This window comes from Mesorhizobium sp. M5C.F.Cr.IN.023.01.1.1 (assembly GCF_003997585.1).
Lineage (GTDB): Bacteria > Pseudomonadota > Alphaproteobacteria > Rhizobiales > Rhizobiaceae > Mesorhizobium > Mesorhizobium wenxiniae.
On sequence record NZ_RZSU01000006.1, the window covers coordinates 34,637 to 59,821 of the forward strand.

Below are 25,185 nucleotides of genomic sequence, written 5' to 3' on the forward strand. Positions count from 1 at the left end.
CTGGAAGCGTCAGAGTTCGTCGTAGAGCCGGGCCGCATTTTCGTAGGTGAAGCGTAAAGGCACCGAACCCTGGACCTGCCATGCATCGACCGTCTGGCCTGCCATCAATCGACAGGCGCCGTCGGTGGTGGTGACGGCGCCGCCGTAGAGCCGGTTGGCAAGGTTGAGGATGGCGGTCTGGTGCATTGCCGTGCTGCCGCTGCCGCAGGCATCTTTGACCAAAAGCACGCGAAACCCGAGTGAGACCGCATCCCTGACGGTGGCGTCGATGCAGGCCTCGGTCCATACGCCGGCAACGACCAGCCACTCGATCCCTTTGGCCTTGAGCCGACCGGCTGCAGGGCCCGCACCGAAGGCGCTGGCCTCAGTCTTGACCAGCATCATCTCGCCGGCGACCGGCGCCACTTCCGGACAGATCGCCGTCAGCGGATCGTCCTTGTCGGAGAAAGCCGACCTGCCATTCGCATCGACTGGATGGAACCGCCGCGCCTCCCTTGTGAGATCGACGATATAGGCCGAATGATAAAGCAGCACATCATTGGCCCGCGCCGTTGCCTGCAGGCGCTGGACGTTGGCGAGAATGTCGCCAAAACCCTCGACCAGATAGCGCTTGTCCTGCCGATGCTCCTCCTGGAGATCGACGAAAACCGCGGCCGCCGTGCCGCGTTCGATGGAGACCGGGCTCTTCATGCGGATCCCTGAACTTCGTCATTCCAGGGCGAAGCAGCCGCGAAGCGGCGTCGCGAAGACCCTGGAATCCATGCCGTTACCTCTAGCGAAGAATGCAGCGGAACAGAGTTCTGCACCGTCTCGAAGCCGAAATGTAGCGGCATGGATCCTAGGGTCTGCGCCGCGTCGCTGCGCTCCTTGCTCCGCCCCAAGATGACGAAAGCATGAGCGCTGCGGCTAGTCCCGAAGGTTTGCGATACCGCACCGCGACCAGTGATGGATGCTGGGATCAAACCTGTTCCTCCAGGAAATCGTCCTCATAGGGAAAGCGCGACAGTAGCTCGGTGCCGGTCTCGGTGACCAGGATCTCGTCCTCGAGCTTGACGCCCTCGCGTCCGCCTTTCTCGCCGATATAACTCTCGACGCTCACCACCATGCCGGGCACGACAAAACCGTCGCGGCCATAGGTCTCGTAGTCCATGGCATGCGCGATGAACGGCGTCTCGCCATGCATGCCGACGCCGTGCATCACAGACGTATAGCGCTGGTCGACGAAGCGGTCCGGTATCTTCCAGGCCTTCTCGGCGATCTCGCGAAACGCCATGCCGGGTTTCACGATCGAGATGTTGTGCTGAACCTGGTCGTGGGCCATGCGATAGAGCGATTTCTGATAATCCGTCGGCTTGCCCGGCCCGCAGCGGAAGGTGCGCGAGAAGTCCGAATAGTAGCCGTAACAGCCGATCGTATCGGTATCCAGCGCCAAAAGTTCGCCCGGCCTGATCTTGCGGCCGCTGGCTTCGTTGAACCACGGGTTGGTGCGCTGGCCGGAGGTCAAGAGGCGGGTTTCGATGAACTCGCCGCCTTGCCGGATCACCTCGTGATACATGATGGCGAACAGATCGTTTTCGGAAACGCCGGGTTTGATCGCCTCACGCACTGCATAGACGGCGGCCTCGGCGCCGGCCATCGACACCTGCAGGCATTTTACTTCCTCCGGCGTCTTCACTGCCCGCACGGCGAGAATCTCACCTTGGCAATCCCTGACCTCGCAGCCGCGCTTTTCCAGCGCCAGCGCCTGCAGATGGCCGCAGCGGTCGAGGCCGAGCTTCATCGAGCCGCCGCCATGCGCCTTGAGCAGTTCGGCGATTTCGTCGGCGAATGGACCTGCGGTTTCGTCGTCGCGGCCCGACACCGAAGACCACACCAGCTTGGACGGCCGCGCCTCGTCGATCGTGTCGAGCACCATCGAGACATGGTAGCTCTGAGGGTACTCGAACAGCACAATCGGCCCCGATGCCGGGATGAAGAAGTAGCGCGTCGAGTTACGCAGGAAATAGCCGAACATGTTGCGCGAGCCGGTGGCGTAGCGCTGGTTGTAGGGATCGAACAGCACCACGCCGCCATAGCCGGCCTCGCGCATCCAGGCGCGCAGCTTGCCAAGCCGCCCCTTGCGCAGCGCATCCGCGTCGATGAAGGAAGGCTCGGTGTCGGACAGCCACATGCCGCCGGCCGGGTCGGCCGCCGCCGGGTGGCGCATGCGGTCCTTGAAGTCGACGTCCTCGGTGCTGTCGGGGTCGAAAACGACGATGCTCATGGGGTGCCTCCTGGAGGTGGAGAAGATGAGCCATGCGCCGCGCAGAGGCTGTGCGGGAAGCCGCAGATGTTGTGCCGGATGCCGCAGGCGCTGATGGCTTTCAGCAACCTCGGTGATTTGCTACAGGCACCACGTCTTCGTCATCCCAGGGCGGAGCAAGGAGCGAAGCGACGCGGCGCAGACCCTGGGATCCATGCCGTGACACCAGCCGAAGAATGCAGCGGCTCAGAACGGCGCTTGTATCCGCAACTGCGCTCGTTACCCTTCAACCATGACCGGCTATGCCTACATGACCGCGAGCCAGAAGCGTGGCACGATCTACATCGGTGTCACCAACGATCTCGGCCGCCGCATGCCGGAGCACAAATCCGGCCAAGGCTCGCGCTTCACCAGCCGCTACGGCGTGCAGCGTCTGGTCTGGTACGAAGAACATTTCGACATTCGTGACGCCATCCAGCGCGAGAAGTCGCTGAAGCGCTGGCCGCGCCAGTGGAAGATCGAACTGATCGAGAAGACCAATCCGGAGTGGTTCGAGCTCCTTCGCGGAACGGGGTGGTAGCGTTCGGTTCTGGTCCGCTGGAGCACTGCCGCGAGGTAACGGCATGGATCCCAGGGTCTGCGCCGCGTCGCTTCGCTCCTTGCTCCGCCCTGGGATGACGAAGGGAGGGGTGTTTCGGCTAGTCCTAGAGGTTTGCGTCTTGTCGAGGAACCTAATGCCTGCGCGCCACCTTCGGCGCATGCCCATGCTCCTCCCGAAATGCCCGCGCAAAACTCGACATCGAAGCAAAACCGCAGGCGAGCGCCACGTCGCGCACCATCAGCGTCGAATGCGCCAGGAGATCGGCGGCGCGCTTCAGCCGCAGACGGCGGTAATAGCCGTTGGGCGAGATGCTTAGCTCGGAGCGGAAGTTTCGTTCGAGCTTGTCGGAGGAGACGCCGAGCTTTTCCGCCAGATCCGCCATGCCGAGCCGCTCCTCCACCGCATCCTCCATGATGGCGATGGCCGACAGCACCAGTTCGTTCTGGACGCCGGTGCGTAACCGCAGCGGCATCAGCTTGCGGTCGACGCTGGAGCGCAGCGGGCTGTGCACGAACCATTCGGCGACGCCGGCCGCGAGTTCGGCGCCAAAATCGTTGGTGATGATCTCCAGCATCATGTCGAGGCTGCCGACGCCGCCGGCCGAGGTGAAGCGCTTGCGGTCGATGACGTAGAGATCGCGCCTCAGCTCGATGTCCGGAAACGCCTCGGTGAACGCCGCCTGGCTCGTCCAGTGCAAGGTGCAGGCATGGCCGTCGACCAGGCCGGCCCGCGCCAGAAAGAAGGCAGCATCCGCCACCGCGCCGATATGGGCGCCGTTGCGCAGGCTCCTGCGGATCCAGCTCACGGCATCGTCGGCGACAAGATGATCGGCATTGCCGCCCGAGCAGACGACAATGCGGTCGACCTTCGGCGCATCGCCGGCGAAAAAGCCCGGCTGGATGGCGACGCCGTTCGAAGCCTCGACCGGCCCTTTGGCGGCGCCGACGATGATCCAGCGGTAGCATTCTCGCTTGGCCAGGACGTTAGCCGCACGCAGCGGCTCGATCACCGAACTGAACGCCATCATCGGAAAACCGGGGAAGACCAGCACCGCGAAGGTGAGGGGAGTGTCAGCTGCCATCGGCTGGTGGCGCTCGCGAATGGTCATGGCTTCAACCGGCCTGTCGGCAATTGCAGGAAGGTCACAATTTCGCCAGATGCAGCGGAGGTCAACGGGGGTCAGTTTGAAAATTCCATCGCGGCTAGGTGTTGTCGCCTATCGGGCCGAACTCCTAAATGCTTGCCGAGCATTGGAGATAGTGGTGGGGGCGCTGCGCGGCCCGTGCAAGCAGCGGATTTAGGTAGCTACAATTAGCTTCATGACCTGTTTACGATCTTCCGGCGACCATTGCTTCGGGTCTTCCCCGTGAGCGATCGCGCCATGAAGCTCGACATGCTTCATCACTTCCGCCTCGGTCTCTGCCGTGAACATCGCTGGACAGGCCTCGTTTCCCGGAAAGTCCCTGCAACGATACGAGTAAGCCATGACTTTCCCTCCAGGTTGACCCGACAGCAAAGCGAGGGTACGTCGCCTTGTCAATTCACAGTTGGATGCGCCATTCAGCCGGGAAGTTTCAAACTGACCTCACTACCCAACGGGCATGGGCCCCGCTCAACTCGCCAACGCCTGATCAAGATCCGCAATCAGATCATCGCCATCCTCGATCCCGGCCGACAACCGCACCAGTGAATCCGAAATCCCGATCTCAGCGCGTTTTTGCGCCGGGATCGAGCCGTGCGTCATCAGCGCCGGGTGCTCGATCAGGCTTTCGACGCCGCCGAGGCTCTCGGCCAGGGTGAACAGCTGCGTGTGTTCGAGGAAGCGTTTTGTCCCGGCAAGGTCGCGGTCGAGCTCGACTGTGATCATGCCGCCGAAGGCATGCATCTGCCGCCTGGCGATGGCATGCTGCGGGTGGTTGGTGAGACCGGGATAGATGACCCGGCGGATGTCGGGGCGGCTTTCCAGCCAGTGCGCGATCTTCTGGCCGTTTGACGAATGGCGCTCCATCCTCAGCGCCAGCGTCTTGAGGCCGCGCAGCGCCAGAAAGCTGTCGAACGGCCCGGAAATGGCGCCGATGGCGTTCTGCAGGAATTTCAGTCGGTCGGCGAGATCCTTGTTGTCGCCGACCACGGCGACGCCGCCGACCATGTCGGAATGGCCGTTGAGGTATTTCGTCGTCGAATGGACTGATATGTCGATGCCGAGCTCCAGCGGCCGCTGCAGATAGGGGCTGCAGAAGGTGTTGTCCGCGACCGAGAGCACGCCCTTGCGCCTCGCCAGTGCTGCGACCGCTTCGAGATCGACGACGCGCAGCAGCGGATTGGTCGGCGTCTCGACCCACAGCAGTTTGGTTTCCGGGCGGATCGCCGCTTCGACCGCGTCAAGATCGGTGAAGTCGACGAAGTCGACCTGGAGGTTGGCCGAGCGTTTGCGCACCCGCTCCAGCAGCCGGAAGGTGCCGCCATAGATATCGTCGGTGGCGACGACATGGTCGCCGGAATCGAGCAGTTCGAAAATGGTGGCGATCGCCGCCAAACCCGAGGCGAAAGCGAAGGCGGCTGCGCCGCTTTCGAGATCGGCCACCGCGCGCTCGAAGGCGAAGCGGGTCGGGTTCTGACTGCGCGCATATTCAAAACCCTTGTGCACGCCCGGGCTCTGCTGGCCATAGGTCGAGGTCGCATAGATCGGCACCATCACCGCGCCGGTCGTCGGGTCATGGCTCTGGCCGCCATGGATCGTGCGCGTCGAGAAGGCCAGCCGGTTCCTGCCCGATAAGGTTGCTTTGATGGTCATCTTGCGCGGCGCCTCAGATGGTTGATCAGGTCGATGCGGGTTATCAGGCCGATGAACTCGTCGCCGTCGAAGACAATGGCGACTTCGTTGCGGTCGAAGACCGGCAGCAGCGCGTCGAGCGTCTGGCTGGCCTGCAGCGTGTGCAGGGTGGAGGTCATCGCCGTGCGCACCGGGGCCTTGAAGCGGTCCCAGCGGCTGTCATAGGGGCCTTCGACCTGGGCGAGGATATCGCCTTCGTCGATGATGCCGACCAGTCTGCCGTCGTCCAGCACCGGCAATTGCGAGACGTCCGAACGGCGCATGCGGCCATAGGCGTTGAGCAGGCTTTCGTCCGGACCGACAGACACGATATCGCCGGTGCGGAGCGTGCGCATCACCAGATCGCGCAGATCACCATGCTGCTCCTGCTCTGCGAGGCCCTGCTCGGCCAGCCAGAAGTCGTCGAACACTTTCGACAGATATTTGTTGCCGCTGTCGCAGACGAAGGTGACCACCCGCTTCGGCACGGTCCGCTCGCGGCAATAGCGAAGTGCCGCCGACAGCAGCGTACCCGACGACGAGCCGGCGAGGATGCCTTCCCTCGAAAGCAGGTCGCGCACCGCCAGCATGCTCTGCTTGTCGGGGATGGAGTAGGCCTTCTTGACCAGCGACAGATCGGCATTGGGCGGGACGAAATCCTCGCCGATACCTTCCACGGTCCAGCTCCCGGCCTCTACCATCTTGCCGGTCTTGATCAGCGGCGCCAGCACCGAGCCGACCGGATCCGCGAGAATCATCTCGGTCTTCGGCGAGACCTTTGCAAAGTAGCGGCCAAGTCCGGTCAGCGTGCCGCCCGAGCCGACGCCGACGACCACCGCATCGACGTCGCCATCGAGCTGTTGAAAGATTTCGGGACCTGTCGTGGTTTCGTGGGCCAGCGGATTGGCCGGATTGGCGAACTGGTTGGCATAGAAGGCGCCGGGCAGCTCGGCGGCGATCTTTTCGGCCATGTCCTGATAGTATTCCGCGTGCCCCTTGCCGACGTCGGAACGGGTCATGCGGACTTCCGCGCCGAGCGCGCGCAAATGCTGGATTTTTTCGCGCGACATCTTGTCGGGCACGACGAGGATGATGTGGTAGCCCTTGGGGATGCCGACCTGGGCGAGACCGAGACCGGTGTTGCCGGCGGTCGCCTCGACGATTGTGCCGCCGCGTTTCAGCTTGCCCTGTTTTTCGGCGTCGGCAATCATCGACAGCGCGATGCGGTCCTTGATCGAGCCGCCGGGATTCTGGCTTTCGAGCTTGATGAACAGCCGGCACTTGCCGATGTCGAATTTGGTCAGCTCGACGACCGGCGTCTGCCCGATCAGGTCGAGAACCGATGCATAGGGCGGACGCAGGCGAGACGGTTCATCATCCCGTGCCACGATCTTATGCTTGCTCATAACAGATGCTCCATGGTCAAGCGACCGCCTTGGGCAGGCTGTCAGCCTATCGTCTTTTCCAGCCGTTTGCAGTCTGAAAGAAGATAGATCGTGCCAATCAACCGGCCAGATGAGGAATGGGATTCCGGTCCTAAACCTTCTACGCCGGCGGGACAGCGCCGACCTCAACAGCCTAACCCAGCAACCGCTTACTCAGCCGCGCGCACTGGACGCGGATGTCCGGAATGGCATCGATCTCGAAGAAGGTGCCGCGCGTCAGCGGACCGACCGCCAGGATCTTGGCCGATACAGTACCGTCGCTGCCGAGGATCTCGCAATTGTCTGATACGTCGAGGCCAAGGCGCAGCGGATCCGGCCGGGCCAGCCCGCGCTCGACCAGCGACCGCACCACGCTGTTCGAGGTGGTCGAGATGTCCCTGGCGATGCCGGTGCAATCATAGATGCGGGCGACGTCGAACGTTTCGAGACGCTGCGTATGGCGCGACTGGACCTGCACGGTGAATTCGTCACCCGCCGTGATGCCGACGACGCGCCCAGCGACAAGTCGGATGCGGCCCGATTGAACCGCCTCGGTGACGCGGGCGTAAACCTGTGGCGCCATGCGATGGCGGTGGATGTCCCACCATGCCTTGGTGTGCTCGACAAAGCGGCGCTTGGCCGAAGACGGCCAGTTCTGCCAGATCTTCTGGTTGAATGGCCTGAGACCATCGACGACGTCGCGCCAGTCGATGCCGGCCTTCTGGTTTTCCCGGATCAGGTCGCGAAACCAGCCGACAAAATAAGAAAGCTGGGTGCCGAGCGGAATGTCGGCGACGTCGAGCTTGATCGGATTGCCCTTGCGGTGCGGCGAAGGCAGCAGGCCGCGCCGTGACACCGCAATAATCTCACCGCGATGGCCGCGCTGTTCGAGCGACAGGAAGGCATCGACCATGCTCAAGCCGGTGCCCAGCACCAGGACTCTGGCTTCCGGGTCGAGCGCGGTGTCGGCTTCCGATCCCATCCTGATCGCATGGCCCTGGCCGGCGCCCGGCTCCTCGTCGTGCCCGGTCGCCAGCACGGCAAGGTGGGCGACGACGCTGGTGCCGTTGGCCAGCGTCACCTCGGCCCCGGACCCGGTCGGCGAGATCGTCAGGCTTTCTTCGCGGATCAGGCGAAGACGCCCCGTCTCGCGAGCCTCGAGCTCGTCCAGCAGCTCCTTCAGGTAACGGGCATAGACGCTGCGCGGCGCGTAGACCGGCGCCTGCTCTGGGGTTGCCAGGCCGCGTTCAAGCAGCCAGCGCCAGAAATTGCCGGGATCGTCGGCATAGGCGCTCATGCCGGCCGCGCTGACATTCAGCACATGCGCCGACAGCAGCGTGGAATAGGCGATGCCCTGGCCGAAATGCGGGCGCTTTTCGATCAGCGTGACGCGGAGATCGGGATTGAGCGATTTCAACAGATGCGCGGCAAGGACGACGCCGCTGGCGCCGCCGCCGACAATAACGATCGAATTCGGGACGGTCGAATTCGCGCGGCCGGTCATGCGCGCACCAATTGTCTCGGGAGCCGTCGGTTCCGGCTCAGGCCTGGATTTTCAATGCGGCCGAAAGGTCGTCGTCGCCGGCGATATCCCGCATCTCGGAGAGGCTGCGCTGATCCAGCACCTCGGCGATCGCTTGCCGGACCTCGAGCATCAGATGTCGGACTTGGCATGTCGCCTCGTTGCAGTCTTCACAGCGCTGATACCGGGTGCGGCTGGCGCAGGGAATGGGGGCAAGCGGCCCGTCGAGCACGCGCACGACGTGGCCGATCTTGATTTCATCCGCCGGCCGCGCCAGGCGATAGCCGCCCTCCTTGCCCTTGCGGCTCTGGACGAAACCGGCGTTGCGCAGCTCGACCAGGATGGCATCGAGAAATTTCTTCGGGATGTTGTTACCGGTGGCGATATCGCCAACAAAGGCGAGCTGTCCAACCGGCAGCCGCGCAAGATGGACGAGCGCCTTGAGGCCGTACTTGCCCTTTTTCGTGAGCATAGACCGAACGTTTTCCTGTCGTGCGATGGCGCAGGGGCACCGGTTGCGAAGCGCCTGGCGTGCGCCGCCCCCGCGTCCAAGCCTGTATGACACATAAATTCTAGTAACATGATATACAAGTCGTGCATCGTTGATTTTGCTTCGTTTTCAGCCGTCGCGGCTATTTGCCGGACGTTCTTCCTCCTGAAGCCGCGAGACGCGCCAATTGGACAGCCAGCGCTCGACACTCATGCTGCAGGCGATCGCCGCGATATGGACACATCGCTAATCGTTCTCTCAATTCCCGCAATGTCTATAAGCTACTATACTAAACCCGAATACAGGGACCGGTTTTCAAATCCTCGGCCATTCGCAGCATTGATTTGCCTAAGGTGGTCGCAAAACAGGAAATGCTTGTTTGTGGCGGGCGTACATTCGCCGGTCGACCGAAACGCCGCCAAGCCCTGAGGGTGTTCGAGTGTCAGGGGCGCGAACGGTTCGCCCACACCAGGCCGCCCAGGCCGACCAGCGCAGTGATGATACCGATATAGAGCCATTGCGGCTGGCCGGTCATGAAGCTGCCGCCGACGAGGCCGACGCCTTGCAGCGACCAGAGCGCGCCGATGGCGAGCGCAATCAACGCCAGCAGATTTTTGATAAATCTCATCGCCGAAATTTCCTTCCCAAGTCGATCGTCAATTCAGCCATCACCGCGATGACAAAGCGAAAGGAAGTGACCCGATCGCTCTCACATCTACATGCATAGTAAGCCCAGGTCATGGCGGAAACACCCCCTGTGCTGGTTCGAAGACCACCAGACATACATCGTCGCAGTCACAAGACTCCCTGACAGACTGTTTCCCGCCGACTCCAAACGTGTACTGTAGTCATGGAACCGCCAGATGATTGCCGCATTTCGTGCCAGATTCGATCCGTAACGGCCGGGGCCTGTCAAACGGAGGCACTTGCCACAGATGAAGAAACCCCACCGGACCGCGCTTGTCGCGGCCACAATCGCGGCTGGCCTGTTGGTCGGCGCATCCACCTCCCCTGCCGCCGCGCAATGCGGCCGCGCCTCTTGGTACGCGCTGTATTCGAAGACCGCTTCCGGCGAGCGGATGAACCCGTCGGCGCTGACCGCCGCGCACCGCACCTTGCCTTTTGGCACAAAGCTGAAGGTGACCAACCGCAACAACGGCCGCAGCGTCGTCGTTCGCATCAACGACCGCGGCCCGTTCATCAAGGGGCGCGTGATCGACCTGTCGAAGGGCGCCGCCAGGCGCCTCGGCTTCATCAGTTCGGGCCATACTTCCGTGTGCACCGACCGCATCTGATGCTTCTTGTGCCCGGCCTGAGCCGGGCACGCCTTGCCTCGTTACGCTTTCGCAACCGCACAATAAGCCGGCTGCCGCCGTTCAAGCCGGTTTTCAACAACTTAGACGAAAGTATCAGCATAAATCACGGTACTTGACGTATTGCATCGCAGCAGTTTGTTGCTAACCTCCCCGCGAGAGATTCAAGGCTCGGCACTGCTGTCGTCCCTTCGGTCGCAGCAGCGGGGTTATCGATGTTCTACCAGTTCTACGAATTGAACCACGCCGCCGTGCAACCGGCCCGCGTGTATGCCGACGCGGTGCGTATGTTCTACACCAATCCGCTCAATCCATTCACGCACACGTCATGGGGCCGCTCGATCGCGGCAACGGCCGAATTGTTCGAGCGCACGACGCGCCGCTACAGCAAGCCGCAATTCGGCCTGACCAAGACAGTGGTCGACTGGAAAAGCGTCGATGTCACCGAAAAGACGGTGTGGTCGCGGCCGTTCTGCAATCTCCTCCGTTTCGAGCGGGAGGTTCCCGCCGGCCGGCGGCCCGATCCGAAGCTGCTGATCGTGGCGCCGATGTCCGGCCACTATGCGACGCTGCTGCGCGGCACGGTCGAGGCGATGCTGCCCCATGCCGACGTGCACATTACCGACTGGGTCGACGCCCGCATGGTGCCGCTGGCGGATGGCAGTTTCGACCTCGACGACTACATCGAGTACGTCGTCGACATGCTGCATGCGCTGGGACCCGATACCCATGTCATGGCGGTATGCCAGCCTTCGGTGCCGGTGCTGGCGGCGGTGGCGCTGATGGAAACGCGCGGCGACCCGTTCGTTCCCTCGACAATGACGCTGATGGGCGGGCCGATCGATACCCGCCGCAATCCGACCGCGGTCAACCTTCTAGCCGAGGAAAAGGGCATCGACTGGTTCCGCGACAACGTCATCATGCAGGCGCCGTGGCCGGTGCCCGGCTTCGGCCGTGAGGTCTATCCCGGCTTCCTGCAGCTTTCGGGATTCATGAGCATGAACCTCGACCGCCACATCATCGCCCACAAGGACTTCTTCATGCATCTGGTGAAGCATGATGGCGACAATGCCGAGAAGCACCGCGACTTCTATGACGAATATATGGCGGTGATGGATCTGACGGCGGAGTTCTACCTGCAGACGGTCGACACCGTGTTTGTCCGCCATGCTTTGCCCAAGGGCGAAATGATGCATCGCGGCGTCGCCATCGATCCCTCCGAAATCCGCAATGTCGCCCTGTTCACGGTCGAGGGCGAGAACGACGACATTTCCGGTCTCGGCCAGACCCAGGCCGCGCACGACCTCTGCATCAACATCCCCGCGGACAGGCACGCTCACTACATGCAGCCGGCGGTCGGCCATTACGGCGTCTTCAACGGCTCGCGCTTCCGCTCCGAAATCGTGCCACGCATCGTCGACTTCATCACCAGCTATGGCCGCCAGACCCGCGTTGCGGTGAGGCCGAAGCTGGTTCGCACCGCCAAAAAGTAAAGATGTAGCCTTGTGATACCCGGATGGCAGCCCGGTTCAAGTCGACCTGTTGCACAATAGCCGCTGTTTCGGCCGCGCGGGTAACCATGTCGCAAATCTGGCCGTTGGTATAATTGACAGGGACTGTAGATCGCCCTTAACCTTTCATTAACAACAAGGGACGAGGGGGACGATGATTTCCTCACCAATGGCGAGAAGACTGCGCGCGTGCGCCCTGTTAGGACTGGCACTTGCGGCAGGCTGGTCTACGGCGGCTTCGGCGGGACCAATGGCAACCGGCGGGCCGACATCGCAGCCGATCGGCCATTACGATTTCTGCAAGACCAGTCCGGCCGAATGCTCGATCCATCCGGGCAATCTCGCCCCGGCCACCATGAGCGGTGCGCTCTGGCGCAAGATGCTCAGCGTCAACGCCAGGGTCAACGCCGCCGTCAAGCCGATAAGCGACATCGACATTTATGGCAAGGACGAGGTCTGGGCCTATCCCGTCAAGGGTGTTGGCGACTGTGAGGACTATGTCCTGGAAAAACGCCGCGAATTGAACCGCTTGGGCGTGTCCTACGCCAATCTTCTGATGACCGTCGTGCGCAAGCCGGACGGCGAGGGCCATGCCGTGCTGACCGTGCGCACAAGCAAGGGCGACTACGTCCTCGACAATCTGGACGGAAAGGTCCGCTCGTGGGATCGGACCGGCTACCGCTTCCTCAAGCGGCAGGCGATCGACAATACCGGCCGCTGGGTCTCGATCCGTGATGGCCAGCCGGTTCTGGTCGGCGCGGTTCAGTAGCAGGCCGTCACTTTGGCTGCTTCAGCGCGGCGCGGATCGATGCGGTGATGCGGCGAAGCTCCGCTTCGTCGAGCTTTTCAATATTTTCGGCCAGAACATTGGCAAGCTCGGTGGCGGCGGGGCTGAGGCCCGACGTGTCGAGCTTCACCCGTGGGTGCGAGGTGTCGGCCAGTCGCTCGAGCTCTTCGGCATCGTCCCATATGACATTGAAATATCCGATGATCTTCTGGATCAGCGTCCAGGTCGGCGCGCCGCGGCGGCCATGCTCCAGCGCCGACAGATAGGCGGCGCTGACGCCGATCGCCTCGGCCATGGCCTTCTGACTGACGCCGCGTTGACTTCGCAGGGCGCGAAGCTTTTCGCCGAACGGGGTCACAAGTGCATCCTCATGGGTGCATCCTCATGCGCGCGCACGCCGCAGGCGGACATAGAGCGCGCCCGAGCCGCCATGGTTGCGGGCAGCATGGTCGTGGCTGGAGACGAGCGGCCTGAAAGCGGGTGTCGACAGCCAGGCGGGCACGGCGCGCCGCAACACGCCGTCGCCGCCCGACGACGATCCCTTGCCGGTGATGACCAGCACATAACGGATGCCGCCGGCATGCGCCCGGTGCAGGAACGAAAACAGCAGCGAATAGGCTTCGTCCTGGCTCAGGCCATGCAGGTCGACGCGGCCTTCGATCGGCAATCGGCCCTTCGACAGTCTTTCCAGCGTCGGTTCGTCGAGCGCATGCGAGACATGCTGCGCCTTTGCTTTCGTGGCCGCAGCAGGAGCCATCGCCTGGACACGCGGCGGTGGCTTCGTGTCATCACCGACGTCCGGGCCGATATCCGGGATGTTGCTGGCGGACTTGCCCTTCAGCGGCTTGGCCGTGCGCGCCACCAGGTTCCACAGGACCCGATCGTCCTCGCTCAGCCTGTCGATGCGCCGGGTCATCGCCCCGCTCCCGGTACAAGCGGGCGCGGTATCAGCGCGTAGAAATCGGCAGGGTTGCGGACAACGCCGGCGATCTCGCCGGCCGCATCTCCCGTTCCGGCGAACAGGTCGCCGCGGGCCGGCCCGGTGATGGCCGAGCCGGTGTCCTGCGCGATCATCAGCCGCCGGAACGGCTTGTCGTCGAAAGCGGTCAGCGACGGCCCGTCGATGTAGAACGGCGTGCCGAATGTATGCAGCAGACGGTCGACGGCGACGGAGCGGCCCGGCGTCAGCGGCACTTTTGCGGCTGCGATGGGCCCGAGTTCCGGGTCATCAAACCCCGGCTCGCCAAGGGAAATCTCGCGGAAAAAAATATAGGAGCGGTTGCGCCACAGGATCTCGTCGATGCGATCCGGATGCGCCTTGAACCAGGCGCGGATCGACTGCATGGTCACCGCTTGCAGCGGGATTTCGCCTAGCTCACTCAGGATCTTGCCCGGTCCGGTAAAGCGCTGGCCGGATTTGGCGGCATAAGTGACGCGGCAAAACCGGCCGTCGGTCATGGTGAGCCTGGCTGCACCTTGCACGTGAATGAAGAAGGCGTCGACCTTGTCGGCGAGCCAGGCGATTTCCAGGCGCTTGCCAGCCAAACCCTTGCTAGCCAAACCCTTGCCGACGAGCGCGCCGCGCTCGATCTCGCCGCGGTCGAAATACTCGACCGGCCCGTTCGGCGTGGCGCGGCCGAAGGCGAGATAGGGATCCATGCCGGGCGGCCGGTTGACGTCGTCGATGTCGACGAGATCGGCCGGACGCGACAGCAACGGCACCGTAAATCGTTCGGTTCGCACCGGCGAGGCATCGACCACCGGTTCATAGAAGCCGGTGACGAGGCCGGCGCCGCCGCTTTCCGCCCTTATCTGTGCCGGGATGAAATGACGCTCGAAGAAGGCGCGGGCTTCGCGCCGGTCGGTTGGCAAAACGGTTCGGGCTGCAGCATAGGCGTCGGTGAAGGCATCGAAGTCGACACCTAACCCGCCGGAGCGATAGGGTTTTGTCAGGACATGAAAAGCCGAGCGCCGGAAAGCCGCGAAGGCGGCCAGATGGTCGTCCTCGAACCAGCCGGGCAGATCGTCAAAGGATTTTTCGCGGAACGCCTGAGATAGCGACACCGGAGCCTCGCGGTGGTCCGGGCTCAGTCTTCTTCTTCGGTGGCGACGAGCTTCCAGTTCGGGTCACGGGAGCGCGTATCGCGGGCGAAGGTCCAGACATCCTTGACCTCGGCGACGGTTTCGGGATCGCCGTCGATGACGGCGCCGGCCTTGTCGCGCGTCGCCGAAATCAGCTCGCTGACGATGCGCAGCGTGATATGCGCCTCGCTGCCCTTCATCTCGGCGGAAACGATGTCGGCCTTGTCGATACCGACGAAGGAGGACTGGATCTTTTCCGATTTCGCCTCGCGGTCGCCGATGGCCGCGACAAAGCCGTCATAGACCTCACGCGACAACAGGTTCTTCAGCGTCTTGCGATCGCCATCGGCATAGGCCATGACGATCATTTCATAGGCCATCTTGGCGCCATCGACGAAGGTCTTCGGGTCGAATGCCGGATCATTGTCCTTGATCGCGCGCAGGCCCTTGTTGAGATCGGTGTCAGGCTTGGCGAAGGCGTCGATCGCCGCATAGGCGTCGATTGCCGGCTCTCCCGGCGCTCGCTTGCGCGGCAGCGAGACCACATTCTCGGGCTTCTGGGTGTCGTCGCGCGTCCGGCCCGCCGAATAGGGATCGAAGGGCGGGCGCTCACTGCCGGTGCGGCGGCCGAGCACATTGCGCAGCTGGAAAAAGATCACAACCGCCGCAACCAGAAAGAAAATCGTGCCGAAGTCGAAGAATCCCATATCTTCCGCCAATCAATCCCTACTCCGGCCGGACCGCCCGGCCAGGCAATGGCTGCGGTCGCATAGCGTTCAACATCCAAAGCATATAGAACGCAAGCTGCAATCATTCAAATTAAAGGCAGCCATACCTATCTAAAAGGTTCAGTGCCAGCGGCGATTGCTCGTCGGCCGGCAAAACGTCGAAACGATCGGTCAAGATTTGCGCATTTCGCTGCTTCCCCTGTTCATCCTCGCGCTTCCGCTGCTGGAGATCGCCGGTTTCGTCGTTGTCGGCCGCCAGGTCGGCGCATTGGCGACGGTCGGCCTGGTGCTGGCTTCGAGCATCGCCGGCGCGCTGTTGTTGCGATACCAGGGTTTCGGGGTCATGACGCGGGTTCGTGCCGAAATGGACGCCGGACGTGATCCAAGCCGCCAGCTCGCGCATGGCGCCATGATCGTTCTAGCCGCGATCCTGCTCATCATTCCCGGCTTCATCACTGACATTTTCGGCATTCTGCTGTTCCTGCCGCCGGTCCGCGACCTCGCCTGGCGCCTGCTGAAAGGCCGCATCGTTCTGGCCACAAATTTCGGCAGCGGCGGATTTCGGGCACGGCAACGCGACAAGACCATCGACCTTGACGACAGCGACTATTCGCGCGGCGACGACTACAAGCGCGGCCCGGATCACAATTCTCCCTGGCGCCGCCTCAAGGACGAATAGGTCGGCAACGCCTCAGGGACGAGTAGGTCGGGGCAATCGGGCGAAGGAAGAAAGTGCTGTATCCGGCCTCGCGCCAGCAGTGGAAACCATTTTCGCTTGCGCGAAAATGGCAAGGCCGACCGGCCGTCGCGCCTGTTGGCGCGCAAGCCAAGGTCGCGGATGCGACCGCCGGCGCTTGAGGCAGGAAAAAGACGAAGGGCAATCGGGTGACCCGATTGCCCTGACGAGTAGGTCGGCAAACCTTGTCTTGTCATGCTGACCATGGTAGCGAACGCCCGATTTCAATCCGGTCAGCAACGCTGCCCAGGCAAAAGGACAAAGGCTTATGGCCAGCAAAGACGACGCGCCGACCGGCGCGGCCAGTGGCAACGGCGACGCGACGCAGCCCTCGCTCAATGTGCTTGCCCAATATGTGAAGGACCTTTCGTTCGAAAGCCCCGGCGCGCCGAACTCGCTGCGCGGCCGCGACAAGGCCCCCGGCATCGCCATCAACGTCAATGTCAACGCCAACCCGCTTTCGGACAAGCAGTTCGACGTCAATCTGACGCTGAACGCCAAAGCGTCCTTCGATAAGGAGGTGCTGTTCAACGTCGAGCTGGTCTATGGCGGCGTGTTCGCCATCAGCGGCTTCCCGCAGGAGCACATGCTGCCGCTGCTGTTCATCGAATGCCCGCGGCTGCTGTTTCCGTTCGCCAGGCAAATCATCGCCGAGGCGACGCGCAATGGCGGCTTCCCGCCGCTGATGCTCGACCCGATCGATTTCGCCCAAATGTTCCAGCAGAAGCTGGCTGAGGATCAGGCCGCCGGCAAGGTCAAGGTGAGCTGAGGCTGGTGTTGCGCAGCCTTTGAAGAACCCGGCCTCGCGCCGGGTTTTTTTGTTTTGAGACGAGCTCCTCGATCCTGACAGGTCGGAAGCCGATCCGCAGCAACCGTCGATAGTTTTTCGGCGGCCAATTTCAGTGGCAAATCGCAAACTTTCGAGATTAGCCGAAACACCCCTCCCTTCGTCATCCCAGGGCGGAGCAAGGAGCGAAGCGACGCGGCGCAGACCCTGGGATCCATGCCGTTACCTCGCGGCAGTGCTCCAGCGGACCAGAACCGAACGCTACCACCCCGTTCCGCGAAAAAGCTCGAACCACTCTGGATTGGTCTTCTCGATCAGTTCTATCTTCCACTGGCGCGGCCAGCGCTTCAGCGACTTCTCGCGCTGGATGGCGTCACGAATGTCGAAATGTTCTTCGTACCAGACCAGACGCTGCACGCCGTAGCGGCTGGTGAAGCGCGAGCCTTCGCCGGATTTGTGCTCCGGCATGCGGCGGCCGAGATCGTTGGTGACGCCGATGTTGATCGTGCCACGCTTCTGGCTCGCGGTCATGTAGCATAGCCGGTCATGGTTGAAGGGTAACGAGCGCAGTGGCGGATACAAGCGCCGTTCTGAGCCGCTGCATTCTTCGGCTGATGTCACGGCATGGATCCCAGGGTCTGCGCGACGTCGCTTCGCTCCTGCTCCGCCCTGGGGTGACGAAGGGAGGGATGCTTCGGCTAATCTCGACGGCTTGCGACCTGCCACTGAGATTGCCACGGAACGGAACAATCGACGTTCGTTGCCGATCGCCTTCCTACCCGTCAAAATCGCTATGCCGCGGAACTTGCTTCCGCGGCGACGCGCAGCCAAAGCGCGTTTTCGCCTAATGTGCCGACCATGCTCGCGTGCGCGCTACGCTCTGCGGCGGTCAGGCGAGACGGCAGTGCAATCGGCCGCGCGCCGATGCTGATATCGATGTCGTCGACGTTTCTCCTGCCGCCGGCCGGCGCGGTGGCGCTGTCGAGGATAAGCGCCGCCTGCTTGCCGCCGATGAGCTCGATATAGACTTCGGCCAGCAATTCCGAATCGAGCAGCGCGCCGTGCTTGGTGCGACGGGCATTGTCGATGCCGTAGCGCCGGCACAGCGCGTCAAGCGAATTGGGTCCCATCGGATGCTTGCGGCGCGCCAGCGCCAGCGTGTCGACGACAAGTCCGGGGTCAACGAGCGGATGGCCAAGCCGGCCGAATTCGACATTGAGAAAAGCGATATCGAACGTCGCATTGTGGGCGACCAGCTTGGCGCCGTCGATGAAGGCAAGAAACTCCTCGGCGATGTCGCTGAAGGTCGGCTTTCCCATGAGATCGGCGGCGCTGATGCCATGAACGGCCTGCGCCTCCGCATGAATCGGTCGTCCTTGCGGATTGATGTAATGGTGGAAGGTGCGGCCGGTCGGGAACCGATTGACCAGCTCGATGCAGCCAAGCTCGATGACGCGGTCATCGCGGAAATCGAGCCCGGTGGTTTCCGTGTCGAAGATAATCTCGCGCATCGAATCATTCCGTTGGATCCGGCGTCATTCCAGCCGAATCATGATGGGAACAAATTGGCAACATATTACGCCGGATGCAAGCGCGTTAAGCAGGCTTGCCGGCCTTATCCCCGACCAGTTCAGCTACAATCGCATTGACTGCCGCGCGCGCCGCATCGAAGCCCTGTCCGGTGTCGATGACGAAATCGGCTTGGCTGCGCTTTTCGGCGTCGGGAACCTGCCTGGCCAGGATTGACGCCAGCTTCTCTTCGCTCATGCCCGGCCGCGCCAGCACGCGGGCGCGCTGGATTTCGGCCGAGGCGGTGACGACCACGACCTTGTCGACGCGGTCGCGGCCGCCGGTTTCGAACAGCAGCGGGATATCGAGAACGACAAGCGGCGCGCCGGCGGCACGGTTCCTGGCCAGGAAGGCGTCGGCGTCGGCGCGGACCAGCGGGTGGATGATCGCTTCCAGCCGTTTCAAGGCCGCCGCATCGCCTAGCACCCGCTCGGCCAGCTTGGTGCGATCGACCGACCCGGATTTTGTGGTTCCGGGAAACGCCGCCTCCACCAGCGGAGTCGCCTTGCCGGCGTAGAGGCGATGCACCGCCTCGTCCGAATCGTGGACGGGCACGCCGGCTTCGGCAAACATCCTGGCCGTAGTCGACTTGCCCATGCCGATCGATCCGGTGAGGCCGAGCACGATCATGCCTTTCACTCCTAAGTCATTCCTTGGGCACCGAGATCGGCGACTATCATCTGCCGCAATTCGGCAGTGACCTCCGGCCTGATGCCGAACCAGCGCTCGAAGCCGGGCACCGCCTGGTGCAGTAGCATGCCGAGGCCGTCGACGGTCTTCAGGCCCCGCGCTTTGGCTGCGGCCAGCAACGGCGTTTCCAGCGGCACATAGACAATGTCGGTGACGATGGCATGGTCCGGCAGCCTGCGGGGATCGGCGGACAGGCCTTCATGGCCATGCATGCCGAGCGCTGACGTGTTGACCAGCAGGCCGGCATCGGCAAGCAGCTCGCCGGTCGCGTGCGTGCCATGGGCCGAGACGCCGGCGCCGAAGCGGTGGCGCAATTCCTCGGCTCGGGCGAGCGTTCGGTTGACGATGCGGATGTCACTGATGCCGTGTTCAATCAGCGCATGGACGACCGCGCGGGCGGCGCCGCCGGCACCGAGCACCACGGCCGGGCTATTTGCGGCCCAGCCCGGCGCATGCTCGTCGAGATTGGCGGCAAAGCCATGGGCGTCGGTGTTGCCGCCGCACAGACTTCCGCCCTCGAACCACAGCGTGTTGACGGCACCGATCTGTTCGGCCGCATCGTCGCGGTGCGTCGCCAGCGCGAAGGCGGCCTCCTTGTGCGGGATGGTGACGTTGCCGCCACGGTAGCCGGTCGCCTCGAGCGTTCTCACGAATTCAGCAAAATCGGCCGGCGCGACGTCGATGGCCCGGTAGCTGCCGTCGATACCGTATCTCGCCAGCCAATAAGAGTGGATCTTCGGCGACCGGGAATGCGCGACCGGGTGGCCGGCGACGAAGGCCTTTTTCGCAGCCTCAGCCATCGATGGCGCCGATGTCACGCAGCTTGGCCAGAGCGGGCAGAAGCGGCAGGCCGACGATGGTGAAGTAGTCGCCTTCTATTCTTTCGAACAGCTGGATGCCTTCGCCTTCGATCTGGTAGGCGCCGACGCTGGACAGCGCCTTGGCGCCGACCCGCGCCAAATGGCGGCCGATGAAGGCCGGATCGAGCTTTCGCATGGTCAGGCTGGCAATGCCGACATGCCGCCACAGAACCGCGCCGTCGCGGGCCAGCACCACGGCGCTGTTGAGCTGATGGGTCTTTCCCGACAGCGCCAAGAGATGGCGGCGCGCGCCTTCCATGTCGGCCGGCTTGTGGAACAGTTCGTCGCCGAGCGACAGCGTCTGGTCGCAGCCGAGCACCAGGGCGCCGGCCTTTCGCTCGCTGACTTCGGTGGCCTTGGCCTCGGCCAGCACCAGGGCGACGTCCTCCGGCGAAATACCGCTGTCTTTTAGTGGCGCCTCAAGCGCGCGCTCGTCGACTTCCGCCGGAACCGCCTCGACCGCCACGCCGGCATTGACAAGCAGCGCCTTGCGGAACGGGCTGCCCGAGGCAAGGATGATTTTTTCAGCCATTTTTTATCGCCCGATTCCTGACGCTCACTAGGGTGTGTCGAGATTCAGGTCAGGCCGAGTCGAAAATGGTGGCTTCCGAGAACCGGAGCGGAGCGTACTTTCGTACTTGAGCACCGGAAGTGCAGGAAGCCGCCGTTTGCAGGCCGGCATCGCCTGAATATCACACGCCCTAGCGCGTCTTGCCGCGCAGGGCAACGATAGCCGCCGCCGTCTCCTCGATCGAGCGGCGGCTGACGTCGATCATCGGCCAGCCATGCCGGGTGCAGATCTGGCGGGCATAGGCGAGCTCTTCGGCGATCGCGGCGCGGTCGACATAGTCGGTCGGCTCGTAGGCGCTGGTGTTGCCGAGGATGCGGTTCTGGCGGACCTGAGAGATGCGCTCGGCGGTGGCGATCAGCCCGACGATCAGCGGTTTCGTGGCGTTGACCAGGCTTTCCGGTACCGGCACGCCGAGCACGATCGGGATGTTGGCGGTCTTGATGCCCCGATTGGCGAGATAGATGCTGGTCGGCGTCTTCGAGGTGCGCGAAATGCCAACGAGCACGATGTCGGCGTCGTCCATATTGGCGGGCAGCTGGCCGTCATCATGCTCCATGGTGAAATTGAGCGCGTCGATGCGGCGAAAATATTCGGCGTCGAGAACATGCTGGGCGCCGACGCGGCGGCCGGCCGGCGTGCCGAGATAGGACTGGAACACAGTCAGCACCGGTTCCAGCACGGAGACGCAAGGCAGGCCCATGGCGGCGCAGCGTTCGTCGATACCGCGGGCGAGCTTTTGGTCGACGACCGTATAGAGGATGATGCCTGGCTCCTCCTCGATGTCCTCGAACACTTTCGTCACCTGCTTTTCGGTGCGGATGAGCGGGTAGATATGCTCGATGGCGCGCGCATCCTTATATTGCGCGGAGGCCGCGCGGCCGGCCGCCAGCAGCGTTTCACCGGTGGCATCGGAAATCAGGTGAAGGTGAAAGAAGCTCTGAGGTTTGTTCACAGGGGTTCGTTCCAAGCTGTGGGCCAATGTGGATAAGGTCGGTCGGAAAGATTGGCCGGTTCGGGGCGACTGTATCAGATGCCAGTTTGTCCACAATTCGATGCGCTGTCGGCTTCGTTGGGCGGCTGGGGACAAGTCCGGGGACGGGCTTTTTTGACTCTGCCTCATCCACAGGCCCGTTTTCTTTGTGCGGGCCATAAAGCGTTGATTCAAGTCCGAAATTTCCAACTGTCCCCAATCCCCTCCTATCCGGCAGAAGAAGCACGCGACAATATGCTGGCTGGCATTTTCCGGGGCAAAGCGGGACAGGAGACAACCACCGATACCAACAGACTCTTAGAATCATAAGATTCCTAGAAATAGAATATTTAATTATAGAGAAGCCTGGAGAGGCGAGCGCTGAATGCCCGAAAACCGGATCATGCTGGACGTGTTGAAGGGCAAGGCTGCGTTTCCGCCGCCGCTCTGGATGATGCGCCAGGCCGGCCGCTATCTGCCGGAATATCGGGAGACACGCAGGCGGGCCGGATCGTTCCTCGATCTTTGCTACGATCCCGATCTTGCTGTGGAGGTAACGCTGCAGCCGATAGAACGCTTTGGCTTCGATGCATCGATCCTGTTTTCCGACATTCTGGTTGTACCGCATGCGCTGGGCCGCGACGTGCGTTTCGAGGAGGGACGCGGGCCGCTGTTGACGCCGATCTCGGAGGCGGAGATTGCGGCTCTCGACGGCGAAACGTTTCACGTGAATCTCGAACCGGTCTACGAGACGGTCAGACGGCTGCGGACCAAACTGCCTGATGAAACGACGCTGATCGGCTTCTGCGGCGCGCCGTGGACGGTGGCGACCTATATGATCGCCGGCCACGGCACCTCAGACCAGGCGCCGGCGCGGCTGTTCGCCTATCGCGAGCCGGCGGCTTTCCTGCAGCTGCTGAAGGTACTTGTCGATCACTCGGCCGCCTATCTCATCCGCCAGATCGAAGCAGGCGCCGATGTGGTGCAGGTTTTTGACTCGTGGTCCGGCGTGCTCGACGAAGTGTCTTTCGAGGCCTTTTGTGTCAGGCCGATGGCGGAGATCGTCAGGCAGGTACGGGCCGTGCATCCCAACGTTCCGATCATCGGGTTTCCCAAGGGCGCCGGCGCCCACTACCGGAGCTATCGCCAGAAGACCGGTGTGACGGGGCTGGGGCTCGACTGGACCGTGCCGTTGACGACGGCAAAGGAACTGCAGCGCGACGGCGCCTTACAGGGCAATCTCGATCCGTTACGGCTGGTGGCCGGCGGCAAGGCTCTAGCCGAAGGCGTCGACGCTATCTTGAAAGCACTGGGCGATGGACCGCTGATCTTCAATCTCGGGCACGGCATCACGCCGGAAACGCCGATCGCTCATGTCGAGGCGATGGTGAAACTGGTGCGGAGCGCATCATGACGATGATGGGGAATGGCACCGCGGAAGGTGGTGCTGGCGCAATGCGCCGCGCGGCGATTGCGATTGCGGTTTTCCTCGTGTTGGCTGGGCTTCTGTTCCAGTTTGGGCCAGATGATTTCTATCCCTGGGCAAAGGCGATCCATGTCATCGCCGTCATCTCCTGGATGGCGGGCATGCTCTATCTGCCGCGGCTGCTGGTCTATCACGCCGATGCGGAGAAAGGCTCCGTCCAGTCGGAAACCTTCAAGGTGATGGAGCGCCGGCTGCTGCGCGGCATCATCAATCCGGCCATGATCATCACCTGGGTATTCGGGCTCTGGCTGGCCTGGAAAGGCTTTGGTTTTCAGGGCGGATGGCTGCATGCCAAAATCGCCGCGGTGCTCGGGCTCTCGGCCGTTCATGGCTATCTGGCCGGCGCGGTGCGCAAATTCGCCGAGGACCGCAATGAAAAACCGGCGAGGCACTGGCGGATCGTCAACGAGATCCCCACATTGCTGATGATCGTCATCGTCGTGCTGGTCATCGTGAAGCCGTTTTGATGCCACCGCATCGACCCGAAAATTGGGATCGATTTTCGGAAAGGACGATGCGGAACTCAAAGAGTCTTACAGCGTCCTTTGCGCGTCGAGAGAGACGAGCGGCGCTCACAAAAGGCGGCTTGCTCTTTTAGTCGACCGACGATAAAAGACGGGTCTTCCTTCCCGTCATGCGCCGCCCCATTCATCGCTTCGGCCGCGCCCGGCATTTGTCGCATCCCGCCGATATTTTCCCCATGCTTAGTCACTCAGAGTCCGTCTAATGATGCAAGAAATGAAACTCACCGAGTTCAAGAACAAGAAACCGCCAGAGCTGATCGCTTATGCCGAATCGCTCGAGGTCGAGAACGCCAGTGTGATGCGCAAGCAGGAGCTGATGTTCGCGATCCTGAAGCGGCTGGCGACCCAGGATATCGAGATCATCGGCGACGGTGTGGTCGAAGTGCTGCAGGACGGTTTTGGCTTCCTGCGCTCGGCCAATGCCAATTACCTGCCGGGCCCCGACGATATCTATATTTCGCCGTCGCAGATCCGCCGGTTCTCGCTGAAGACCGGCGATACCGTCGAAGGCCCGATCCGCAGCCCGAAGGAAGGCGAGCGCTATTTCGCGCTGCTCAAGGTCAACACGATCAATTTCGACGACCCCGAAAAGATCCGCCACAAGATCCATTTCGACAACCTGACGCCGCTTTATCCGACCTCGCGGCTGAAGATGGAAATGGATGTTCCGACCTCGAAGGACATCTCGGCGCGCGTCATCGACCTCGTGGCGCCGCTCGGCAAAGGCCAGCGCGCCCTGATCGTGGCGCAGCCGCGAACCGGCAAGACGGTGCTGTTGCAGAACATCGCCCATTCGATCACCACCAATCATCCGGAATGCTATTTGATCGTGCTGCTGATCGACGAGCGCCCGGAGGAAGTCACCGATATGCAGCGCTCGGTGAAGGGCGAGGTCGTCTCCTCGACCTTCGACGAGCCGGCGGTGCGCCACGTCCAGGTCGCCGAAATGGTGATCGAGAAGGCCAAGCGCCTGGTCGAGCACGGGCGCGATGTCGTCATCCTGCTGGACTCGATCACCCGCCTTGGCCGGGCCTACAACACCGTGGTGCCGTCATCCGGCAAGGTGCTGACCGGCGGCGTCGATGCCAATGCGCTGCAGCGGCCGAAGCGCTTCTTCGGTGCCGCCCGCAACATCGAGGAAGGCGGCTCGCTGACCATCATCGCCACCGCGCTGATCGACACCGGCAGCCGCATGGACGAGGTCATCTTCGAAGAGTTCAAGGGCACCGGCAATTCGGAAATCGTGCTCGACCGCAAGGTGGCGGACAAGCGCATCTATCCGGCCATGGACATCCTCAAGTCCGGCACCCGCAAGGAAGACCTTCTGGTCGCCCGCCAGGATCTGCAGAAGATCTTCGTGCTGCGCCGCATCCTGGCGCCGATGGGCACCACCGACGCCATCGAGTTCCTGATCGACAAGCTCAAGCAGACCAAGACCAATGCGGATTTCTTCGATTCGATGAACACGTAAGGGGTCAGG

Annotated in this window: 28 protein-coding genes; 9 read left to right on the plus strand and 19 right to left on the minus strand. The window is 62.6% G+C overall.

What is annotated here, in order from left to right; genetic code table 11:
• Nucleotides 1-9: 9 nt before the first annotated feature.
• Both EOA78_RS04200 and EOA78_RS04210 read right to left on the minus strand, forming a co-directional pair.
• Nucleotides 10-690, minus strand: coding sequence for an isochorismatase family protein (locus EOA78_RS04200; protein ID WP_127314003.1), 681 nt, complete (start codon nucleotides 688-690; stop codon nucleotides 10-12).
• 268 nt (nucleotides 691-958) lie between these two features.
• Complete coding sequence (locus EOA78_RS04210; RefSeq protein WP_127314004.1) at nucleotides 959-2,263, minus strand: Xaa-Pro peptidase family protein; 1,305 nt, start codon at nucleotides 2,261-2,263, stop codon at nucleotides 959-961.
• 271 nt (nucleotides 2,264-2,534) lie between these two features.
• On the opposite strand from EOA78_RS04210, the gene EOA78_RS04215 reads away from it, so the two are divergent.
• Nucleotides 2,535-2,822, plus strand: coding sequence for a GIY-YIG nuclease family protein (locus EOA78_RS04215; protein WP_127314005.1), 288 nt, complete (start codon nucleotides 2,535-2,537; stop codon nucleotides 2,820-2,822).
• A 151-nt stretch (nucleotides 2,823-2,973) separates the two neighbouring features.
• On the opposite strand, the gene EOA78_RS04220 is transcribed toward EOA78_RS04215, so the two are convergent.
• From EOA78_RS04220 to EOA78_RS04250, 7 genes are all read right to left on the minus strand, one after another.
• A complete protein-coding gene (locus EOA78_RS04220; RefSeq protein ID WP_206533406.1) occupies nucleotides 2,974-3,951 on the minus strand; it encodes a GlxA family transcriptional regulator in 978 nt (325 codons plus the stop codon).
• 189 nt (nucleotides 3,952-4,140) lie between these two features.
• The gene (locus EOA78_RS04225; protein WP_127314006.1) at nucleotides 4,141-4,329 is read right to left on the minus strand and encodes a DUF1059 domain-containing protein; all 189 of its coding nucleotides are present in this window, start codon (nucleotides 4,327-4,329) and stop codon (nucleotides 4,141-4,143) included.
• Between the two features lie 126 nt (nucleotides 4,330-4,455).
• Nucleotides 4,456-5,637, minus strand: a complete 1,182-nt coding sequence (locus EOA78_RS04230; RefSeq protein WP_127314007.1) for a cystathionine gamma-synthase — start codon at nucleotides 5,635-5,637, stop codon at nucleotides 4,456-4,458.
• Nucleotides 5,634-7,061: a pyridoxal-phosphate dependent enzyme gene (locus tag EOA78_RS04235; RefSeq protein ID WP_127314008.1), complete on the minus strand. Its 1,428-nt coding sequence runs from the start codon at nucleotides 7,059-7,061 to the stop codon at nucleotides 5,634-5,636. The genes EOA78_RS04230 and EOA78_RS04235 overlap by 4 nt, the downstream gene beginning before the upstream one ends.
• Before the next feature lie 172 nt (nucleotides 7,062-7,233).
• Nucleotides 7,234-8,583, minus strand: a complete 1,350-nt coding sequence (locus tag EOA78_RS04240; protein WP_127314009.1) for an FAD/NAD(P)-binding protein — start codon at nucleotides 8,581-8,583, stop codon at nucleotides 7,234-7,236.
• Nucleotides 8,584-8,620: 37 nt separating this feature from the next.
• On the minus strand, nucleotides 8,621-9,073 hold the full coding sequence (locus EOA78_RS04245) for an Rrf2 family transcriptional regulator (RefSeq protein WP_127314010.1): 453 nt from the start codon (nucleotides 9,071-9,073) through the stop codon (nucleotides 8,621-8,623).
• Between the two features lie 460 nt (nucleotides 9,074-9,533).
• Nucleotides 9,534-9,719 (minus strand): hypothetical protein, encoded by a 186-nt coding sequence (locus tag EOA78_RS04250; protein ID WP_127314011.1) that lies wholly within the window; start codon nucleotides 9,717-9,719, stop codon nucleotides 9,534-9,536.
• Between the two features lie 307 nt (nucleotides 9,720-10,026).
• Here EOA78_RS04250 and EOA78_RS04255 point away from each other — a divergent pair, with 307 nt between their 5' ends.
• The 3 genes from EOA78_RS04255 to EOA78_RS04265 all read left to right on the plus strand — a co-directional run bounded on the left by EOA78_RS04255 (nucleotide 10,027) and on the right by EOA78_RS04265 (nucleotide 12,684).
• Nucleotides 10,027-10,386, plus strand: a complete 360-nt coding sequence (locus EOA78_RS04255) for a septal ring lytic transglycosylase RlpA family protein (protein WP_127314012.1) — start codon at nucleotides 10,027-10,029, stop codon at nucleotides 10,384-10,386.
• Nucleotides 10,387-10,619: 233 nt separating this feature from the next.
• Nucleotides 10,620-11,897, plus strand: a complete 1,278-nt coding sequence (locus tag EOA78_RS04260; RefSeq protein WP_127314013.1) for a polyhydroxyalkanoate depolymerase — start codon at nucleotides 10,620-10,622, stop codon at nucleotides 11,895-11,897.
• Nucleotides 11,898-12,069: 172 nt separating this feature from the next.
• The gene (locus EOA78_RS04265; protein ID WP_127314014.1) at nucleotides 12,070-12,684 is read left to right on the plus strand and encodes a transglutaminase-like cysteine peptidase; all 615 of its coding nucleotides are present in this window, start codon (nucleotides 12,070-12,072) and stop codon (nucleotides 12,682-12,684) included.
• 7 nt (nucleotides 12,685-12,691) lie between these two features.
• Here EOA78_RS04265 and EOA78_RS04270 read toward each other — a convergent pair whose 3' ends face one another.
• From EOA78_RS04270 to EOA78_RS04285, 4 genes are read right to left on the minus strand one after another with little or no spacing between them, the layout of a single operon-like run.
• Nucleotides 12,692-13,060, minus strand: a complete 369-nt coding sequence (locus tag EOA78_RS04270) for a helix-turn-helix transcriptional regulator (RefSeq protein ID WP_095520159.1) — start codon at nucleotides 13,058-13,060, stop codon at nucleotides 12,692-12,694.
• A gap of 24 nt (nucleotides 13,061-13,084) precedes the next feature.
• Nucleotides 13,085-13,618: a Smr/MutS family protein gene (locus tag EOA78_RS04275; protein WP_127314015.1), complete on the minus strand. Its 534-nt coding sequence runs from the start codon at nucleotides 13,616-13,618 to the stop codon at nucleotides 13,085-13,087.
• Nucleotides 13,615-14,766: a murein transglycosylase A gene (locus EOA78_RS04280; protein ID WP_127314016.1), complete on the minus strand. Its 1,152-nt coding sequence runs from the start codon at nucleotides 14,764-14,766 to the stop codon at nucleotides 13,615-13,617. The genes EOA78_RS04275 and EOA78_RS04280 overlap by 4 nt, the downstream gene beginning before the upstream one ends.
• A 23-nt stretch (nucleotides 14,767-14,789) precedes the next feature.
• Nucleotides 14,790-15,491, minus strand: a complete 702-nt coding sequence (locus tag EOA78_RS04285) for a Tim44/TimA family putative adaptor protein (protein WP_127314017.1) — start codon at nucleotides 15,489-15,491, stop codon at nucleotides 14,790-14,792.
• A gap of 199 nt (nucleotides 15,492-15,690) precedes the next feature.
• Between EOA78_RS04285 and EOA78_RS04290 the strand changes: the two genes are divergently transcribed.
• Both EOA78_RS04290 and secB read left to right on the plus strand, forming a co-directional pair.
• Nucleotides 15,691-16,191, plus strand: coding sequence for an FxsA family protein (locus EOA78_RS04290; RefSeq protein ID WP_127314018.1), 501 nt, complete (start codon nucleotides 15,691-15,693; stop codon nucleotides 16,189-16,191).
• Between the two features lie 325 nt (nucleotides 16,192-16,516).
• Entirely contained in the window at nucleotides 16,517-17,017 is a 501-nt protein-coding gene (secB, locus tag EOA78_RS04295) for a protein-export chaperone SecB (RefSeq protein WP_029348040.1), read from the plus strand.
• A gap of 279 nt (nucleotides 17,018-17,296) precedes the next feature.
• On the opposite strand, the gene EOA78_RS04300 is transcribed toward secB, so the two are convergent.
• The 6 genes from EOA78_RS04300 to EOA78_RS04325 all read right to left on the minus strand — a co-directional run bounded on the left by EOA78_RS04300 (nucleotide 17,297) and on the right by EOA78_RS04325 (nucleotide 21,677).
• Nucleotides 17,297-17,566 (minus strand): GIY-YIG nuclease family protein, encoded by a 270-nt coding sequence (locus tag EOA78_RS04300; protein ID WP_127314019.1) that lies wholly within the window; start codon nucleotides 17,564-17,566, stop codon nucleotides 17,297-17,299.
• Between the two features lie 260 nt (nucleotides 17,567-17,826).
• Nucleotides 17,827-18,546 (minus strand): DNA polymerase III subunit epsilon, encoded by a 720-nt coding sequence (gene dnaQ, locus EOA78_RS04305; protein WP_127314020.1) that lies wholly within the window; start codon nucleotides 18,544-18,546, stop codon nucleotides 17,827-17,829.
• 85 nt (nucleotides 18,547-18,631) lie between these two features.
• Nucleotides 18,632-19,234: a dephospho-CoA kinase gene (gene coaE, locus EOA78_RS04310; RefSeq protein WP_127314021.1), complete on the minus strand. Its 603-nt coding sequence runs from the start codon at nucleotides 19,232-19,234 to the stop codon at nucleotides 18,632-18,634.
• An 11-nt stretch (nucleotides 19,235-19,245) separates the two neighbouring features.
• Entirely contained in the window at nucleotides 19,246-20,094 is an 849-nt protein-coding gene (locus EOA78_RS04315; protein ID WP_127314022.1) for a shikimate dehydrogenase, read from the minus strand.
• On the minus strand, nucleotides 20,087-20,686 hold the full coding sequence (locus EOA78_RS04320) for a Maf-like protein (protein WP_127314023.1): 600 nt from the start codon (nucleotides 20,684-20,686) through the stop codon (nucleotides 20,087-20,089). The genes EOA78_RS04315 and EOA78_RS04320 overlap by 8 nt, the downstream gene beginning before the upstream one ends.
• A 169-nt stretch (nucleotides 20,687-20,855) precedes the next feature.
• Nucleotides 20,856-21,677 (minus strand): pyruvate, water dikinase regulatory protein, encoded by an 822-nt coding sequence (locus tag EOA78_RS04325; RefSeq protein ID WP_029348035.1) that lies wholly within the window; start codon nucleotides 21,675-21,677, stop codon nucleotides 20,856-20,858.
• Nucleotides 21,678-22,080: 403 nt separating this feature from the next.
• On the opposite strand from EOA78_RS04325, the gene hemE reads away from it, so the two are divergent.
• From hemE to rho, 3 genes are all read left to right on the plus strand, one after another.
• Nucleotides 22,081-23,109 carry a uroporphyrinogen decarboxylase gene (gene hemE / locus EOA78_RS04330; protein ID WP_127314024.1) on the plus strand — a complete coding sequence of 343 codons (1,029 nt, stop codon included), beginning with the start codon at nucleotides 22,081-22,083 and terminating at the stop codon, nucleotides 23,107-23,109.
• Complete coding sequence (gene hemJ, locus EOA78_RS04335; protein WP_127314025.1) at nucleotides 23,106-23,648, plus strand: protoporphyrinogen oxidase HemJ; 543 nt, start codon at nucleotides 23,106-23,108, stop codon at nucleotides 23,646-23,648. The genes hemE and hemJ overlap by 4 nt, the downstream gene beginning before the upstream one ends.
• 262 nt (nucleotides 23,649-23,910) lie before the next feature.
• Nucleotides 23,911-25,176 carry a transcription termination factor Rho gene (gene rho, locus EOA78_RS04340; protein ID WP_027153631.1) on the plus strand — a complete coding sequence of 422 codons (1,266 nt, stop codon included), beginning with the start codon at nucleotides 23,911-23,913 and terminating at the stop codon, nucleotides 25,174-25,176.
• Nucleotides 25,177-25,185: the final 9 nt, after the last annotated feature.

Bases quoted from the DNA above. Each gene is read 5' to 3' on its own strand.
- EOA78_RS04200 (WP_127314003.1), bottom strand. From the start codon at position 690: ATGAAGAGCCCGGTCTCCATCGAACGCGGCACGGCGGCCGCGGTTTTC.
- EOA78_RS04210 (WP_127314004.1), bottom strand. From the start codon at position 2,263: ATGAGCATCGTCGTTTTCGACCCCGACAGCACCGAGGACGTCGACTTC.
- EOA78_RS04215 (WP_127314005.1), top strand. From the start codon at position 2,535: ATGACCGGCTATGCCTACATGACCGCGAGCCAGAAGCGTGGCACGATC.
- EOA78_RS04220 (WP_206533406.1), bottom strand. From the start codon at position 3,951: ATGACCATTCGCGAGCGCCACCAGCCGATGGCAGCTGACACTCCCCTC.
- EOA78_RS04225 (WP_127314006.1), bottom strand. From the start codon at position 4,329: ATGGCTTACTCGTATCGTTGCAGGGACTTTCCGGGAAACGAGGCCTGT.
- EOA78_RS04230 (WP_127314007.1), bottom strand. From the start codon at position 5,637: ATGACCATCAAAGCAACCTTATCGGGCAGGAACCGGCTGGCCTTCTCG.
- EOA78_RS04235 (WP_127314008.1), bottom strand. From the start codon at position 7,061: ATGAGCAAGCATAAGATCGTGGCACGGGATGATGAACCGTCTCGCCTG.
- EOA78_RS04240 (WP_127314009.1), bottom strand. From the start codon at position 8,583: ATGACCGGCCGCGCGAATTCGACCGTCCCGAATTCGATCGTTATTGTC.
- EOA78_RS04245 (WP_127314010.1), bottom strand. From the start codon at position 9,073: ATGCTCACGAAAAAGGGCAAGTACGGCCTCAAGGCGCTCGTCCATCTT.
- EOA78_RS04250 (WP_127314011.1), bottom strand. From the start codon at position 9,719: ATGAGATTTATCAAAAATCTGCTGGCGTTGATTGCGCTCGCCATCGGC.
- EOA78_RS04255 (WP_127314012.1), top strand. From the start codon at position 10,027: ATGAAGAAACCCCACCGGACCGCGCTTGTCGCGGCCACAATCGCGGCT.
- EOA78_RS04260 (WP_127314013.1), top strand. From the start codon at position 10,620: ATGTTCTACCAGTTCTACGAATTGAACCACGCCGCCGTGCAACCGGCC.
- EOA78_RS04265 (WP_127314014.1), top strand. From the start codon at position 12,070: ATGATTTCCTCACCAATGGCGAGAAGACTGCGCGCGTGCGCCCTGTTA.
- EOA78_RS04275 (WP_127314015.1), bottom strand. From the start codon at position 13,618: ATGACCCGGCGCATCGACAGGCTGAGCGAGGACGATCGGGTCCTGTGG.
- EOA78_RS04285 (WP_127314017.1), bottom strand. From the start codon at position 15,491: ATGGGATTCTTCGACTTCGGCACGATTTTCTTTCTGGTTGCGGCGGTT.
- secB (WP_029348040.1), top strand. From the start codon at position 16,517: ATGGCCAGCAAAGACGACGCGCCGACCGGCGCGGCCAGTGGCAACGGC.
- EOA78_RS04300 (WP_127314019.1), bottom strand. From the start codon at position 17,566: ATGACCGCGAGCCAGAAGCGTGGCACGATCAACATCGGCGTCACCAAC.
- dnaQ (WP_127314020.1), bottom strand. From the start codon at position 18,546: ATGCGCGAGATTATCTTCGACACGGAAACCACCGGGCTCGATTTCCGC.
- coaE (WP_127314021.1), bottom strand. From the start codon at position 19,234: ATGATCGTGCTCGGCCTCACCGGATCGATCGGCATGGGCAAGTCGACT.
- EOA78_RS04315 (WP_127314022.1), bottom strand. From the start codon at position 20,094: ATGGCTGAGGCTGCGAAAAAGGCCTTCGTCGCCGGCCACCCGGTCGCG.
- EOA78_RS04320 (WP_127314023.1), bottom strand. From the start codon at position 20,686: ATGGCTGAAAAAATCATCCTTGCCTCGGGCAGCCCGTTCCGCAAGGCG.
- hemE (WP_127314024.1), top strand. From the start codon at position 22,081: ATGCCCGAAAACCGGATCATGCTGGACGTGTTGAAGGGCAAGGCTGCG.
- hemJ (WP_127314025.1), top strand. From the start codon at position 23,106: ATGACGATGATGGGGAATGGCACCGCGGAAGGTGGTGCTGGCGCAATG.
- rho (WP_027153631.1), top strand. From the start codon at position 23,911: ATGCAAGAAATGAAACTCACCGAGTTCAAGAACAAGAAACCGCCAGAG.